Here is a 15,224-nt window from a genome sequence, read left to right as displayed (position 1 = left end):
TCCCCAGGCCGGAATTTCCTAGGAGCGCCCGAAAAGATTACCGGCGCGGGCTACCGATCTCTATGCGGTCAGCGTCAGACAGATCGATGGGAACCCCAAGTGCGGTCTGGACAACCGCGGCAAATCCAGCTGGATCGTCGGTCCGAAACACGCCATCGAATTGCTCTTTCGCAAGCGTCGGATCGACGACTTCGAGCTTGCGGCGATTGTAGCGATTGAATTCGGCCACTGCTTCGCTGAGTGGTTGTCCCTCAAGATCAATTTTTCCGCTGCGCCATGCCAGCGCGCGGTCGATGCTTGATCCCTCAGGAAGGGATTGTCGGATCGCGGCGTCGTCGCCGATAAATGCGTTGGAGCCAGCCGCAATGCGTACCCTGTGCTGTTCGACACCGGTCGCCCACGCTTCGACCACGCCTTCAGTCACCAGAACGTCGACGCCATCCTGCGATCGCCTGACTGAAAAAGCGGTTCCCACGGCAAGAACGCGAACGCGGCCAGCTTCAACAAGGAACGGACGTGTCCGATCCTTCGCTACTTGAAACCACGCTTCACCCCGATCCAGCCGCACGAGGCGTTCCTTTTCGTGGAGATCGATCGCCACGATACTGTCGGTATTGATCGCGGCGGTTGAGCCGTCGGAAAGTGGCACGCGCCGAATTTCGCCAATCTGCGTCCGATAGATCGTGCCGGGGGCATGGGGTGCAAAGCCTGCGGACGCTGCAACGGCCGCAGCCGCCCCCCCAAGCATCCAGCGCCGGGTAATATTGATCGATTGTGCCGTTGGTTTGTTGACGGCCTCATCGAGATCGAGCATCGACAGCGCGGCCTGTGCTTGCAGAAGGGCACCCTTGCGGCGATCGTCATTCGCCAGCCATATGGTAAGCTCGCGTTCGTCGTCGGCCCGCAATTGACCGGCATCCAGACGCGCTGCCCAGCGAGCCGCGGCATCCTCGATTTGGGAAGCAGTCTCGCGAGTCATGGCGAAAGCTTTCCGCGATTTAATTCCTCTGCTCGCACTTCCGCTTCCTCATCTTGCCGACGCATGGCACGTACGATCGCCTTGGTGCCTTCGTAGACGTGATACTCGACCATGCCCTCGCTAATGCCGATTCTATGGGCGATTTCGCGCTGTGAGGCCCCTTGGAGCTTTCGCATCTCGAAGACTTGCCGACAACGCTCGGGAAGCTGAGCGATTAGGGCACGCACGCGCTCATAATCCTTGCGTGCGGCAACCTCCCGTTCAGGCGACGGTCTGCCGTCGTCGAAGGCCTCGATCTCGGCAATTGCGGTGATCGATACCACGGAAGAACGCCGCAGACGGCGGAGTAGTAGGTTGCGTGCGATCGAGAAGAAATAAGCGTCTGGACGGTGGATATGATCGACGCTGTCTAATCCGGCGAGCTTGCAATAGCTTTCTTGGATCAAATCGTCGAGGTCGTCGGCAGAAACTTTCATTCGCCTCAGCCACGCGCGCACGCTGGCTTCATGGGGCATGATCTTCTCACCCACCCACGCGGCTATCAGTCGACGCCGATCGCTGTTCAATCCTTCGGACGTGCCGACCTCCTTAGTCCGCTGCTCGTATTCCACCCCATACCGTTAGAGACACGAGCCAAGTGCTTCCTAGGAAATGCACGAGATTATTTTCGAAATCGATCGGGCCGACCAAATTCGTTTAGAGTCCCACTTGGGGAGGAACCCCTCCGACTTCAGTCGGATACTGGCTTCAGCCGTTCGACTCGCGCGATAGCCTGTAACCTCGGAAAAATGAGACAGCCCGAAGGGCGTCGAGTCTCATTTTTCCGAGGTTACAGGCTATGGGCTACAGCAAGGGTTGTCACACGACTTTTCACCATCGCTATCATATCGTCTGGGCACCGAAATATCGGTTCAAGGTGCTGCATGGCGAGGTACGGCTCAGGGTTCGTGAGATCATCAAGCAGGTTTGCGACGAGTTGGGGGTGACCAACGTCAATGGCGTGCTGTCGCGCGACCACGTCCATATGTTCGTCGAAATCCCGCCGCACATCTCGGTCAGCGACTTCGTCCGCCGGGCAAAGGGCCGGTCCTCGCGCAAGATCCAGCAGGAGTTCGAGCATATCCGCAAACGCTACTGGGGCCAGCGCTTCTGGGGCAGGGGCTACTTCTCAACCACCTCCGGCAACATCACCGATGACATCATCAACCGCTATCTCGACCGACACACCCACAAAAACGGCTTCAGCCCCTCCGCTTGGTCCTACCGGCGTCAGCCGGTCAGTCATTCAGATAGCAGGAGGCAAAGCGCCCGCGCTGAATGGCCGGCGATTATAATCCGATTATAATTGGATTATAAAATAGATCGTTTCTTCACAGAGGCATAACTTTTTCCAGCGACTCACGCTTGGTCGCAATCAAGGAAAGGAAGTGTCATGAAAGTCTATGAACATATCGATGACGTTGCGATCGATCTCGGCGCCATCACCGAAGAAACGCAAGGCATCGGTGGTCTCGGTCGCCTCGACGAGGAGACCGGTGATCGCTACGTCTTCGCCGGCATCCTCAGCGACGACTGACGAAAGTGCGGCGCACGGAAATCTGTGCGCCGCATTTTGCAGCGCTTCCAAGGCAATTGAGGAGAAATGCCTTGCATCTCCTGGAACTGCACAAAGGCGAACCCATCAACCTCGGCTCGATAGCGTCTGAAACGACCGGAGTTTCCGTAGTCGGCGCCCTCGAAACTGAGACCGGGCAACGCTATCTCATTGTCGGCCTGCTTTCCGCAGATTGAATCGGAACCACGGCGATGAAGGTTCATAAGGACGAAGATTTTCGTCAAGCAAGCCAGTTCGGCGTCCGCCGCGGACTTTACTATCGATGCATCGGAGGGGATTTCATATTCCTCGATCTCGTTTCTGATCGTTACTTCCTCCTCCGTGATCGACCGGCTGAATGTTTTGCGCGCTATGTCGCTGGCGAACCGGAACCATCGGACCTCGACTGGCTAACGGAGCGCGACATTCTCGCACCCGAACGCGCGAGCCACAAGCCGGAACCAATTCCGCCGGCCCGGTCAAGCCTGCTAAACGCGGCCCTTCCGCGCGGCAAATTTTCCACAACCGTTGCCAGCATCTGCGCTCAGCGTCGAGCTCGCGTGGACATCAAGCGGCGACGCATGCTTGAAATCGTCGATGACCTAGCGGCAGCGCAAGTGAGCACCCGAGGCATCTCGATGACCGCATGCCGCGACGTCGCCGCAGGTTTCGTGCGCGCGCGCCGCTATGCGCCCGCAATCGACCAATGCCTAGTGCGCGGGATCGCGATGAGACGTCTTCTCATGCGCAGAGGGTGTGCAGCCTCATTGGTATTCGGCGTCACCATGCCTTTTGCAGCGCATTGCTGGGTGCAGGCAGGCGACGTAGTTCTCACGGACACTCTCGACTTCGTCCTCTCTTTCGAGCCGATCTTGGCCGCGTGATGGCGGGCGGATATCGCATCCAGCTAGGCTCGTCGGCCAAGAGCGTGGCGCTGAGCGCGCACGATGCGGACCTCCGAGTTAGTTTTGAACGGGCCGGAATGAGGGTCTGGTCGAACGAGCCGATCCTCGAGATAAGCGAAGATGCGTGGATCATTGGTCATCTCTTCACGCGCGGCCCGCCGAGCCGACGGGTGTCGAGAATTCCCGATGCGGTGCTCGATCGATTTCGAGCAACCGGCGGCCGTTCACTCTTGAGAGATTTTTGGGGCGGGTATCTGCTGATCCAAGCGGATGGTGAGGGCCGGGCGATGATATTGCGTGATCCGTCGGGCGCGCGTCCGTGCTACTATCGCCGCGACTCCGATGGTGTCACTCTGGCATCGGACATCACCGCACTGGCCTCACCGGCAAACGACCGAGCCGACCTCGATGAGATAGGACGCCTTCTCGCAGGCATTGATGCACCCACTCGACGGACCTGCGTGACCGGAATCGAGGAATTGGTCGCGGGTGAATGCCTCATCGTCGCCGACGGCAAAGTCACGATTGAGAGCTGGTGGTCACCCTGGAGCCACGTCGCGCCGAATGGAATGGATTTCGCTGATAATGCTGCACGGTTGCGCGATACGATCTGCGATTGCGTGGCGGCGTGGGTTGACTGTTTTCCTCGTGCATTGCTCGACATTTCGGGGGGGCTTGATTCTTCGATCGTAGCGGCAGCCGCCGCGCCTCTGAGTTCGAAGATTACCTGTCTGACACATGTCGGACCCGATCGCGATGGCGACGAACGGCACTATGCGCGCGCGGTGACCGAGTCACTCGGCCTTACGCTCCACGAATGTTCGCTCGCTCTCGATGATATCGATATCGATCAGGCGCCGGCGTCGCACCATCCTTGGCCGAACGCCTATCACTTCAAACAAGCAATCGCCGCGATGCATAGCCGCTTCCGCACCGCGAATGCCGTCGGGGCTCATTTTTCCGGCAACGGTGGGGACGGGATCTTTTGCAGTCTTTACAGCCCGACTCCTTTACTAGACCGTGTCATAGCTGAAGGTCCCCGCCTCGCATTGGCCGCCACGCTGCGCGATCTGAGCGGCGTGACCGGTGCCGACATTCCGACAATCCTCCGCTACGCGTGGAACAAATATCGCCGTGACGGAGGGCGCCATAATGTCCGCCACAACACGAGCGGGCTGCGATCGCACTTTGTTGCTCGGATGGAACGCTCCGACAAGCGCCATCCCTGGCTGGTCGCGCCTGAGGAATCTTTGCCTGGAAAGACAAGCCATGTGGCGTTCTTGATGCGCGCCCATCGGAGCCTTGAGCTCTATCCGCGCGCCGAAGCCCCGCCTCATATCGCGCCGCTCCTATCCCAGCCCGTCGTAGAACTATGTCTTTCCATTCCCACCTGGATGTGGATCACGAATGGAATAAATCGATCCGTCGCACGTTCAGCGTTTTCAGATCGCCTCCCGCCGATGATTGCGACGCGAGTCCACAAGGGAGGCCCGAGCGGGTTCAGCTTTGCCATATATCGAGCCAATAGAGAGAGAATACACGCACTTCTGCGGAATGGTCACCTTGCCGCCGAGGGGATAATCGATACCAAGCTTCTGGACGAACCGGACGATCCAAGCTGGCGCGGCGCCGAACGCATACAGCGTCTCCTCGAATTTGCCGCGGCGGAAAGCTGGGCACGTCACTGGAACGATAGCTGATTCAGTGATCGAGATCGGTGGCCGGCGTTCCGCAAGCCCATTTCGGATTTTGAGCCATTTGATCCCAAAGGGCTAGACGTCCCGGGAAAGGGGCGCCGACATCGCGGCGACCCAACAACCAATAATCGAACCAAGCGAGGTTTTCGCGCATTGCCAGGAGGCGGTTGGACGGGATGTGAAAAACATGCGTTTCATCCGAGGCGGAACTCTCGCCCGGATAGTAGGTGATCTGGGCAGGGACGGAGTGTTGGCGGAGCGCCGTGTATAGGTTCAGAGCGCCCCCCATCGGCGAGGCCATCTGCTGAAGCAACGGTGCGCAAACCTTTTCAGCATTCAGTGAAGGCGAAAAGCTGCGGTACTGATCGATATGCTCGCCAAAGGGGGAGCCTCCGAAGATGGCATTATAGCCGAGCATTGGGTTCGGGTAGGAATAAGGGTCGAGAAAACTGCCATCACCGCCGGACGCCGCGCGAAACATCTTCGAATGTGTGAGCGCCACATTGACCATCTGGGAACCACGGCTGAAGCCCGCAATACCGATTCTGTCGAGATCGACCAGCCCTTCGTTGCCCATTTCCCGCACCGCGTCCTCGAAACTGTACACGCCATTCACCCAAATGAGGCGCTGCACCTCTTCGGGCGATGGCGGACCCTTGTCGAGCGTCCAAGCATCGTAGGCGGCCCAGAGTTCCGATTTCTGTCGCGGAGAGGGATCATTGATGAGGAGGACGACATAACCCCGCTCGGCAAACAGCTGCACGGGATAATTCCACTGCATTCCGATATTTGCAAAGCGCTCGTCAGCATCGCTGCCGTGCGTCACCACGATTGCCGGATAGCGACGTCCCACGACATAATGTCGCGGAAAGATCACGAACCCCGTAGCTTTGTAGCCAAGTCGATTTACCCATGTGCGCGGTCTAGCCGTCAGCGGAGCGATTGCCTCATGCTGCGGAGAAACCGACGCGATCCGGGCAATGTCGCCCCTTTTTAGGTCCACCCTCACCAAATCGGGCGCGTAGGTTACCCCCTCGCGGACGCAAAAGCCGATCGCAACATCGTCGTCAAAATCGCATCGGGTAAGGCTGACATCGCTTCCGATCTGATGCACACCTTTCCCGTCGATCACCGCTAGCCCGTAACGAGGATTCTCTATGGTTCGCGTTCCCACCACGACACGCTTGCCGTCTTTTGAACGCCGGAAACCCGCCGACCGAGGATCGCCAATGGAGAAGCGGACGTCACCATAGCTGTATGGCTTGCCACTCGGAAGGCGCTCGACGAGTTCCAGCGTCTCGCCGACGTCGGTAGTCGAAAGCGCGCCGCCGCGCGGTCCCTTGAGAAGCCAAGCGGTCATCACGTCGCGCTCGGTCCCGAGAACGCGCAGCACCCCATTTTTTCGATTCCATGCACGCGTTTCGAACGCCGAACCCGCAGTCCCGTCTCCGGTCTCGACGCGGAATTGTACTTCGTCACCCTGCCAAACGACATTGCCTCCAAAAAGAAGCGCCATGCGATCCGTCGAAGGTCGCGTCATAATGGATCTGTCGTCGCCTTCCGATCCGCGAAGATGAAATTCTACCGATGCCTCGATATGCGACCGTTGCCGATTGCGTTCACCGAGGACTTCATCATCGAACTTTATGCGCGCGGCACTCAGGACAGGCTTAAGCAGAGAGTACCAAAGCTGTTGGCCATTCGGCGACCAGTCATAGGCAAGTACCCCGACTTGCCGAGGCGGCTCGCTGCCGACCTTGGAGAGCGCCATGTCCGCACGCCCCGTCAAAACCGTCGTCTCGTTGATGAGGATGGGTGTGATCGCACCGGACCGTTCAATTCTGTATAGCTGTTGCCCCGCGCCTATATCGAGCAGTCCACTCCAGGCGTCGCTTTTCGGAATGCGCTTGATGAGTTTGATCGAACGCGCTCGGAGCAGCTCTCGCTGCGCGCCGTCGACCATATTCACGATGCGTAGAGACGCTTGCGGTTCGTTGTTGGCGATATCGGCGGTTTCCACCGAATATAGGCCGAGCTGGCGATCACCCGACAGGGCAATCTCGGTGACGTTCGGGGCGAGGAGAATATCTTCAAGCATCCAGCTTCTCGCAGGCGCGACATCCGCCGCAAATGAAGCCGGAACGAAGAACACCGCCAGGGTAGCAGCGCAGAAGGCGCAGGAATCTCGCATTGCCTCTTACCAGTCGCGACGAATTGTCACGCCGACGAAACGGCCCACAGGCGAGTAATTTGTGCTGTCGAACGCCGTATCACCCGCGGAGGCGACATAAATCGCGTCCGGCTTGGCGTTGAAGAGATTCAGCGCGCTGATCGAGATTTCTGCGAGATCGCCTAGTCGGTATCGGCCCGTCAGATCGAAGGTAGCGACGGGCGAAATCTCCGCCGGAACAGCACGTCGCCGGTCAGTCACGCCGCCAGCATAATTGATGAACGAGGAAAGGGTAAAATTCTCGCTGTCGTAACTTACCCCGCCCCGCGCGCGGAAATGTGGCGGATTGAAAATATTCCCCGAGAGGTCCGTCGTTGGAAGCCCCGGCAGCAACGTCTGGCGGCTATCGAGCCAGCTCGCAGATGCAGTGGCCGTCAGCGAGCGGCCTCCCCCCAGCGGCGCATGATAGCGAAGTGACAGGTCGACACCCTCGTATCGTTGCCGCGCGATATTGCGATCTCGGCCATCGACCAGAACGATGACGTTCGCGGGGCTATAGGAGCCGCTCGTTGCGTTCTGCAGCGGCTCGCTGGCGCCCGCAATCAGCCCTTCCAGCATCGCTGCCGAAGGATTGTTTGTCATGAGGTCGGCATAGAGCGGGTTGGTCAAAACTCCGATCGGCGACCCGAAAGGAGGAGCAACGCGGCCGCGATAGTCGATGCGGAAAAAGCTGGTAACGATCTCGAGTCGGGCCGACGGTCGAAAAGTGGCGCTAAACGTCCAGTTTTCCGATCGTTCTGGCTTCATATCCGGGTCAGATCCGACGAGATAGAGGTAGTTCGTGCCCGCGGGAAACTGATCTCCGTAGCCGACGATTGGCAGGAGAACCGCAGAATAGCCGTCATATTGCTGCTTGAGGGTCGGCATTTTGAACGAGCGTCCCCAAGACAGACCGAGCGTCAGTTCCTCTGCCGGCTCATAAAGGACGCCTAGCTTCGGTATGACAATGCTGCCGGAATCCGAGTAGTCCTCCCATCGCACTGCGGCGGTCAGCGAGGCCCGATGCAGAAACGCTATATTCTGGGCCGGGCTGGCGAGCGGGACGAATACCTCCCCGTACGCGAAGCTGTTTTTGCGACTGGCCGCATAGTTGGTTCCGGCAACCGCGACCGTAAAGCGATTGCCGCGAACACCGCCACCGATGGCGAGACGTAAATCGCCGGCTGGCAGTTCCACGATCGGTCCCTGAAGGCCAGCCTCGAGTGCCAGATTGCGGTTTGCATAGCGGCGATAAATAGGCGTTTCGACGCCGTTCGTGAACGAACGAGTGACGCCGTCCGTCGTATCAGTGCCATAGAACCCCGCAATGCGCGCCCGCCAATCGCCGCCGAGTTCGACTTCCATCACAGGCGCGACGCCGAAACTTTCGAATTTGGTGTGAACATCGAGACCGCGCGCACTGATCGGCCTGTCAACGAAGATCCCACGCACACTGCGCATCGCCCCTCGTTTGTAGATAATGTCAGCCTGGAAGTTCAGGCTCGACGACAATTCCTGATGTCCGCTCAGAAGTAGGCTGTGGCGATGCAGTGCGGGATAGCTGGAACTGTCGGGGTTGTTCGCGCGCGTGTAGGCCCGATCGCCGGCGAAAATCGCATCGTTCTCGAAATAGTCGTAAGTCGCCAGGAAGCCACCGCTAGACCATTTCGCGCCGCCGAGGATATTGTACTGCTGCTGGAAATTGCCCCCATCGGTCGACCCGCCAATACGGCCGCTGGTAGAAACGCCCTCATAATCCTTGCGGAGCAGTATGTTGACGACTCCAGCAACCGCATCGGCACCGTAAATTGCTGAGGCTCCGTCCGCGACGATCTCGACGCGTTCGACGGCAGAAACAGGGATCGCACTTACATCGACGACGCTGCTTGTCCCAGTATAGCTGAAGCGGTTGCCGTTAAGCAGGGTGAGCGTGGCGTTGGAACCGACACCGCGCAAATTGAAGGTCGATGCGCCGTTGACGTTTACGTTCTCATTGAAATTTCCCTGGCCGCTGCCGACGCCCGGGTTCTGCCCGCCGCCGAAATTCTGCGGCAGGCTGCGAGCAACCTCGCCGAGATCGGATTGACCTGCGTTCCGGATGTCCTCGCTCGAAATTCTGATCACTGGCGCGGCGGGTGGCGCGCCTTCGATCCGAGTGCCTGTCACGATAATAGCTTCACTCGACTGCTGTTCGGACGCCGTCGCTGCAGTTGATCGACCGCGGATGATAACGGCTCTGTCGTCGAAGCGGGCTACTAGATTGGTGCCTCGCAAAAGTCGCTCGATAGCTTGCTCGACCGTATATTTGCCCCGAAGCTGGGGAGAGGAGATGCCGGTTAGGTCTTCTGCTGGAGCGTAGAGCTCCCACCCGGCCTTGGCTGCGACCGAAAGGAGCGCATCACCCAGATCCTGCGCGGGAAGGTCAAAATTGTATCTCTCGGCTTCCTGTGCATAGATGCTTGTCGGCACCGCGCAAGCCGCCATTCCAGTCAGCAATGCCAAAGCGGGCCGCGAATTCCTCATAGTCATTGTCCCCATCCGTGATCCGCCCGCGCGTGTTGAGCGCGGGTCGCTGGGATGCCTGACGAAGGGATTTCGCAACCCGCAGTGGGTCGCCGAAAAAATTATCGCTTTCGAAGATGAATGCCGTCGTCGCGGTACGAGATACGGAGCTTAAGAGACTCAGCGATCCGCTCTACGAAGACATCGGTCTTGTTGATCTGGAAGCGCCCCGAGGCGATCAACGCGGCCGTGGCGTTATCGTCAAGGATGATGGGCTTCCCGGAATAGCGATTGGCTTGGGCCACCAACTGGTCGAGGCGGATCGATCGATGCTGGACCCAGCCGCTCGGCCAATCTTGGCGTGCGTTTGCGCCGACAGCTGGCGGCACCGACATAGCACGACCGTCGGTTACGCTGTAGCCAAGCACTTCACTCTGATCCGCTGGCTGCGCTGGCGCCGCTTGCGGTCCCGGGGCTATGGGACCGACCTTGGCCTCGCCGCGGATGACGCGGACGGTAATGTTCTGATCGTCGCCATAGGCAACATCGAGCACGCCTTGAGAGGCTGTGACTTCGCCGGCGCCGGCCCGCACCCGGAATGGTCGAGCGTCTGACGCGACTTCAAAGCGCGCTCGCCCTTGCGAGAGATGCAAACTGCGCTCGGTCGCGGTCATCGACACCTCGACCCGGCTGTCGGTATCGAGAGTGGCATTTGTGCCGTCGGAGAGTCGGAAACTGCGGATCTCGCCGCGCTGGGTCACGAGCGGCTCGGCGGCTAGCGCCGACATGGACTGCCCGGGGAGGGGAGCGCCGCCCGCGCCGAACGCGATCATCAGGACCGCGACTGCAGCAGCGGCCGCTGTTCCCCACATCAGCCAATGCCGGGAGCGCGAACGGTGCGTGGGGTGAGCGTTACGGTCCAGCCCGAACTCCTCGGAATCCTTCAGATGCTCGCCGACGGCATAGATCTTCTCGATCCATTCGAACTCACGGCGGTGCTCCGGCGATGCGTCGAACCATTCGTCAAATTCGGCACGGGTTTCGGGGCTCTTGTCCCGATCCAATCGCACCACCCATTCGCGGGCTTGCTGATTGATGGACCCATGTTCGTCGTCGCCCCGTTCATTGTCGTTCATCGATAGATTTCCATAGCGTCCGAGAGATGACCAAGCGCCCGCACCATATGATATTCTACGGTCGAGATACTGATTCCCAACTGTTCATGAATCTCGCGATAGCTCAGTCCGTCGATGCGGCGCATCAGAAAAACGCGGCGGGTCTTCTCGGGCATGGTTCTGATGGCCTGCTCATATTCTTTCAGCGCGTCAGTCACTTGCAACCCATGTTCCTGTTCGGGAGCGCTCATGGCATCCCATTCTTCCTGAAGGGGGAGCAGCACGACATTGTCGCGCTTGCGCTTGCGTGCGCGATCGATCAGCAGATTTTTCGCGACCCGGCGCAGGAATCCTCCGGGGTTCACGAGGCTGTTCCGGTGGCGGCTTCCGGCGGCCCGCACGAACACATCCTGCATCAGATCGGCCGCGGCGTCGTCGCCGGCATGACGGCGTAGATAACCAAGCAGGTTGGGCCCGTGGACGCGGAACATCTCATCGAGGCCCATCGTGTCTTCCGGCGCTACTCCGGTCGAGCACGACGTCTCGGGCACGGTCGCTGCGGTGATGCGACACGCCGGCGAACGGGAACGTGGGTGCTGCGCGCCAGTGAAGCGCTTGAAGGAATGGAAGGGCACGCGTCAGCCTGAATATGGCAAGCCAGATGCTCCGACGAGGCCGGGCAAATGGTGTCCAGTGCTGCGCCGCCGTTGACTGCCACTCTGACAGACTTGCCCCGGTTCGGCCACCTGTCCCTCGCGGACCGGTGTTCATAATGCCTGGCGGAAGATCCACGCGCCCGCTGCCAGTTGCGATGCGCGCCCAATATTCATGGCGAATCCCCGATGAATTGGCAAGTCAGAGCTGGCTTTCGGAAATCGACCTCGACGGCAACGAAGATCAATTCGCCGGCCTCTCCAGATTTTCCCGCAACTTGGCCAGTCTTTCGGTGCAAATCTCATGGACCAGCTGCCCGAGCACTTCGATCCGCGCGGCGAGCCACTCGAGCTCCTCCACCGTGATGCGGTAGTGCTTCGAATAGCGCGCCTTCACATAGGCGTCCTTCAGCTTCTCGAACCGCGCCCGGTCAGCACGCGTCTCGCGCGGCCAAGCATCGACAAGGCGACGATCAATCCGCTCGGCCTGCTTGCGGAGGAAAATCAGATTATGGACATGCGGCGTGTAGAACGTTTCGACCAGCAGGACGCAATGGTAAAGAGTTTCGACCGTTTGGTGCAGGTCGAATGCCGCCTTCTTATTGTATTCCCGTTCGATACCTAATTTCGCAATATCGAAGCAGCGCATGGCTCCCGGGAACCACTCCTCAAAATATTCCTCCGCCATCGCCAGCGCCGATTCCGGCGTCTTTGGCTTCGGTTCGTGGAGTTCATCGTCGACTGTCTGATAGAGCGCGATGCCGTCGCGCCGGACGTCCATGAAAAAATAGCGGCCATGCGCCAGGCCGTCATTCACCTCCTGGATCGTGTGCACGATGAAGTTCACCGGTGTCTTGATCGTCTGGGTGATCGCGAGTTCGCGCATCAACCGATCGTCGGCCTTCAACCAATAATCGACGCGATCCGTCAGCCTTTTATCGTTGACGATGATCAGCAGGTCGAAGTCCGACCGATAGCCCTTGGCCGTGTGCGGCTCGTCCACCCAGTCGCCGCGGGCATAGCTGCCATAGAGAATAATCTTCTCGATACGACCGCGCTTCTTCCATTGCTGCGTTGCCAGCGCCAGCGCATCCTCGAATTCCTCGAAGATGATCTGGACGACCCGCTCGAGGTCTCGACGCTTCTGGGGAGGGATGTGGTCAATGTTCGTCCGCATGAGAACAGCCTAGCAACACTGTGCCCACGATGCACCCATTCTTCGGGTCCATCTTTGACTAAAGCGGCGGGTCGGCGCGCGCCCATCGGTTTTCTTGTCGACGACCCTCGCAGCGAGCCCTGGTCGCCGCGGACGACCAAGGTGCTGCCCATTGAAGCTTTCATCCGCAGTCATAATCATCTCTCTGCTGCCCGATTCCTATCGCGAAACGGTGCTGCTGAGCAGACGCGCAAAGGTGCCCGCTTCATGTCTGCGTCGTTCGTGATAGCGTCCCAGGAGGTCCCGAAAGATGCGGCGGTCGTGTCTCTTGCTGGCCATCGTCTCAAGCTCGGAAAGTTCGTCCGCCGCGTCGGCGAATACCTCGAGTTCGAGCATACGCGTCCGATGCAATCGGTCGTTGAGTGCGCCCACCGCGGCGACGATTTCTCCATTTGCCGAGTAATTCGCCAGACGAAGGAATAGCCGGCTCGTGCGGTCCGCAACATCACCCATATTCTGGTTGCCGTCGCGTGGAAACTCGGCCTTGCCAACGGCCGCAAGCAGCAGCAGGCGATTGAGACCAAAGAGGTCGCGTAGCTCGGCCTCGCTGTACTGCGGAACGCGAAATCCTTCCCCGGCGATGAAATCCACCATGCGTTCCCCGGCAAGGCGATTGAGGGCATCGCGTACTGGCGTGATGCTGACGCCAATCTCGTCTGCGAGCCGCGCTGCTTCGATCCGAACGCCGGCAGACCAAGTGCCGGTCATCAGCCGCTGCTTGATCGCGGAATAGGTCGGCTCATGCACATGGGCGGGACTCATTGCTCAGCCCGCCGACGCCCGGAAATATTCGGCAAGCATTGCCTCCTGATCGGGGCGCAACGCATCGATCGCACCGATATGGTCGGGAACATTGTCGCTCAACAATATCGATGGGCATTGCCCTTCATAATTGCCGAGGTTGGGGCGATGCTGCGCATATCCCACGAGCGCGGCGAGTTCGGGTGAGAATTTGCGGGCGATATTCGGCGGGTAGGAAAGCCACAGATTCTCATAGGGCTTGAGCCATCCGAGACTGTAGCCGATGACCACCCCGCGGCGTACCGATTGGGTCAAATTGGGCCCGGCGCCGTGCGCGGTCGAGCCAAGGAAGCAAATTGCTGAACCCGGATCGCAGATCGCGGCAATCGGATCCCCGACATCCTCCTTCTCCATCCCGTCGCGGCCGTGGCTATAGGGATAGATTTGGGTCGCGCCGTTATCAGCCGTGAATGGAGTAAGCGGCCAGATGACGTTGATCAGATATTCATGCTCGCCCTTGGCGCCATTCCACATATCATGATCGCGATGGGGAAACTGCCGCGTCTCACCGGGATGGATTTCGATCGCTTGCGCCACATTGAGCTGAATCCGGTCGCACGCGCCGCCGAGTATTGCTTGAACCGCGCCGAGGATCGTCGGTTCCAACGCGAGGGTCTCGGCATAGGCCGATCGTTTGAGGAGCCCACCGAACCTCTTGGTGCGGTAGCCATAGAAACGCCCCTGGCCGAAAGGCGTCGCCGCGAAGACGGGATCGAGGTCGGCATTGAATGCATCGATCGTCGCGGTCGGCAAAACGTCCGGGACGATGCAATAGCCGCATTCGACCAGCCGGGCGGTCAGTTCTTCGGAAGACATATATGTCATTCCACCAACTCCTGCTGGCCGAACAGTGCGAATGTCAGCGGTTCGAAGACGCCGCCGCGCTTCAGGCCATCGATCGTGCGCTCGTCGATCTGAATATGGAGGGCAGCGAGCGTTCTCCCGTCCTGGCGTAAGGGCCTTCCGAGCGGCCGGCTCAGCCATCCGAATTGAAGAATTTGTTGGAGCCAGCCGATTTCGGCGACCCCAGTGTAATCCGTGATGCCGGTCGCCAAGGCATGCTCGGCAAGCGCGGTTACGAGTTGGTTTCGCGCCATGCGCCTCTCGCCGGCTGTCTGATTCCGGTCGAGGCAAAAGCGGGTGATCTCCCTGACATTCGGCCCTGCGGGGACGGGCCCGTCGCAGAGAAAGGGATACAGGTCGCCGAGCAGATGCGAGCTGTCGGTTGGCAGCAGCCGCGCGGATGCGCGGTGGCGACCCCATTCGTCGGCCAGAATGAGATAATGGGCCGCCGGAGTATCGAACTGGTCGATCTCGAACCGGCCGTCCAGAACGGGTAAGTCCCATTTTAACAGGTCGACGAACACCTCTTTGCGGGCCGCGAACATGGCGCGCAGCACATCGTTCTCGGACACCTCTGGCGTCCGCGTGGTAGGGGTAGGCATATTGGCTCCTGGGCTGTCTGTTCCCGGAGTCTCATCATGATTTTGCCAATCTGCCTATAGCATGAAAGGGGGATGGCTTCCCACCGAGCCATCCTGATCCAGTGTCAG

13 protein-coding genes and 1 pseudogene are annotated in these 15,224 nt (G+C 59.5%); 4 read left to right on the top strand and 10 right to left on the bottom strand.

Translation table 11 applies throughout. The features are described from left to right. Positions 1–37: 37 nt before the first annotated feature. A complete protein-coding gene (locus tag CD928_RS05190; protein ID WP_095385826.1) occupies positions 38–979 on the bottom strand; it encodes a FecR domain-containing protein in 942 nt (313 codons plus the stop codon). Continuing rightward, positions 976–1,509 carry an RNA polymerase sigma factor gene (locus CD928_RS05185; protein WP_255247046.1) on the bottom strand — a complete coding sequence of 178 codons (534 nt, stop codon included), beginning with the start codon at positions 1,507–1,509 and terminating at the stop codon, positions 976–978. The genes CD928_RS05190 and CD928_RS05185 overlap by 4 nt, the downstream gene beginning before the upstream one ends. Positions 1,510–1,817: 308 nt before the next feature. Here CD928_RS05185 and tnpA point away from each other — a divergent pair. From tnpA to CD928_RS05170, 4 genes and pseudogenes are all read left to right on the top strand, one after another. Then, positions 1,818–2,216: pseudogene (gene tnpA, locus CD928_RS05180) on the top strand (IS200/IS605 family transposase); the annotation flags it as partial. A gap of 195 nt (positions 2,217–2,411) precedes the next feature. Next, complete coding sequence (locus CD928_RS23305; RefSeq protein ID WP_176473460.1) at positions 2,412–2,555, top strand: hypothetical protein; 144 nt, start codon at positions 2,412–2,414, stop codon at positions 2,553–2,555. Positions 2,556–2,785: 230 nt separating this feature from the next. Then, positions 2,786–3,457, top strand: a complete 672-nt coding sequence (locus tag CD928_RS05175) for a lasso peptide biosynthesis B2 protein (RefSeq protein WP_095385823.1) — start codon at positions 2,786–2,788, stop codon at positions 3,455–3,457. Further along, positions 3,457–5,178, top strand: a complete 1,722-nt coding sequence (locus CD928_RS05170; RefSeq protein WP_095385820.1) for an asparagine synthase-related protein — start codon at positions 3,457–3,459, stop codon at positions 5,176–5,178. The genes CD928_RS05175 and CD928_RS05170 overlap by 1 nt, the downstream gene beginning before the upstream one ends. Before the next feature lies 1 nt (position 5,179). Here CD928_RS05170 and CD928_RS05165 read toward each other — a convergent pair whose 3' ends face one another. From CD928_RS05165 to CD928_RS05130, 8 genes are all read right to left on the bottom strand, one after another. Beyond that, the gene (locus tag CD928_RS05165) at positions 5,180–7,366 is read right to left on the bottom strand and encodes a prolyl oligopeptidase family serine peptidase (protein ID WP_095385818.1); all 2,187 of its coding nucleotides are present in this window, start codon (positions 7,364–7,366) and stop codon (positions 5,180–5,182) included. Between the two features lie 6 nt (positions 7,367–7,372). Next, a complete protein-coding gene (locus tag CD928_RS05160; protein WP_095385921.1) occupies positions 7,373–9,913 on the bottom strand; it encodes a TonB-dependent receptor in 2,541 nt (846 codons plus the stop codon). 95 nt (positions 9,914–10,008) lie between these two features. Beyond that, the gene (locus CD928_RS05155; RefSeq protein WP_095385816.1) at positions 10,009–11,022 is read right to left on the bottom strand and encodes a FecR domain-containing protein; all 1,014 of its coding nucleotides are present in this window, start codon (positions 11,020–11,022) and stop codon (positions 10,009–10,011) included. Continuing rightward, positions 11,019–11,636, bottom strand: coding sequence for an RNA polymerase sigma factor (locus tag CD928_RS05150; RefSeq protein ID WP_255247045.1), 618 nt, complete (start codon positions 11,634–11,636; stop codon positions 11,019–11,021). Before CD928_RS05150 ends, CD928_RS05155 begins: the two co-directional genes overlap by 4 nt. Positions 11,637–11,898: 262 nt before the next feature. Next, positions 11,899–12,831 (bottom strand): nucleotidyltransferase and HEPN domain-containing protein, encoded by a 933-nt coding sequence (locus CD928_RS05145; protein ID WP_095385813.1) that lies wholly within the window; start codon positions 12,829–12,831, stop codon positions 11,899–11,901. 198 nt (positions 12,832–13,029) lie between these two features. Next, positions 13,030–13,632: a GntR family transcriptional regulator gene (locus CD928_RS05140; protein WP_095385811.1), complete on the bottom strand. Its 603-nt coding sequence runs from the start codon at positions 13,630–13,632 to the stop codon at positions 13,030–13,032. Positions 13,633–13,635: 3 nt separating this feature from the next. Continuing rightward, the gene (locus CD928_RS05135) at positions 13,636–14,496 is read right to left on the bottom strand and encodes a phytanoyl-CoA dioxygenase family protein (protein WP_095385808.1); all 861 of its coding nucleotides are present in this window, start codon (positions 14,494–14,496) and stop codon (positions 13,636–13,638) included. Beyond that, positions 14,493–15,116 carry an acyl-homoserine-lactone synthase gene (locus CD928_RS05130; RefSeq protein WP_095385805.1) on the bottom strand — a complete coding sequence of 208 codons (624 nt, stop codon included), beginning with the start codon at positions 15,114–15,116 and terminating at the stop codon, positions 14,493–14,495. The genes CD928_RS05135 and CD928_RS05130 overlap by 4 nt, the downstream gene beginning before the upstream one ends. Positions 15,117–15,224 lie beyond the last annotated feature (108 nt).

Origin of the sequence: Sphingopyxis sp. GW247-27LB (assembly GCF_002277025.1) — a bacterium.
Classification (GTDB): domain Bacteria; phylum Pseudomonadota; class Alphaproteobacteria; order Sphingomonadales; family Sphingomonadaceae; genus Sphingopyxis.
This window is presented reverse-complemented; position numbering and strand designations above follow the sequence as displayed.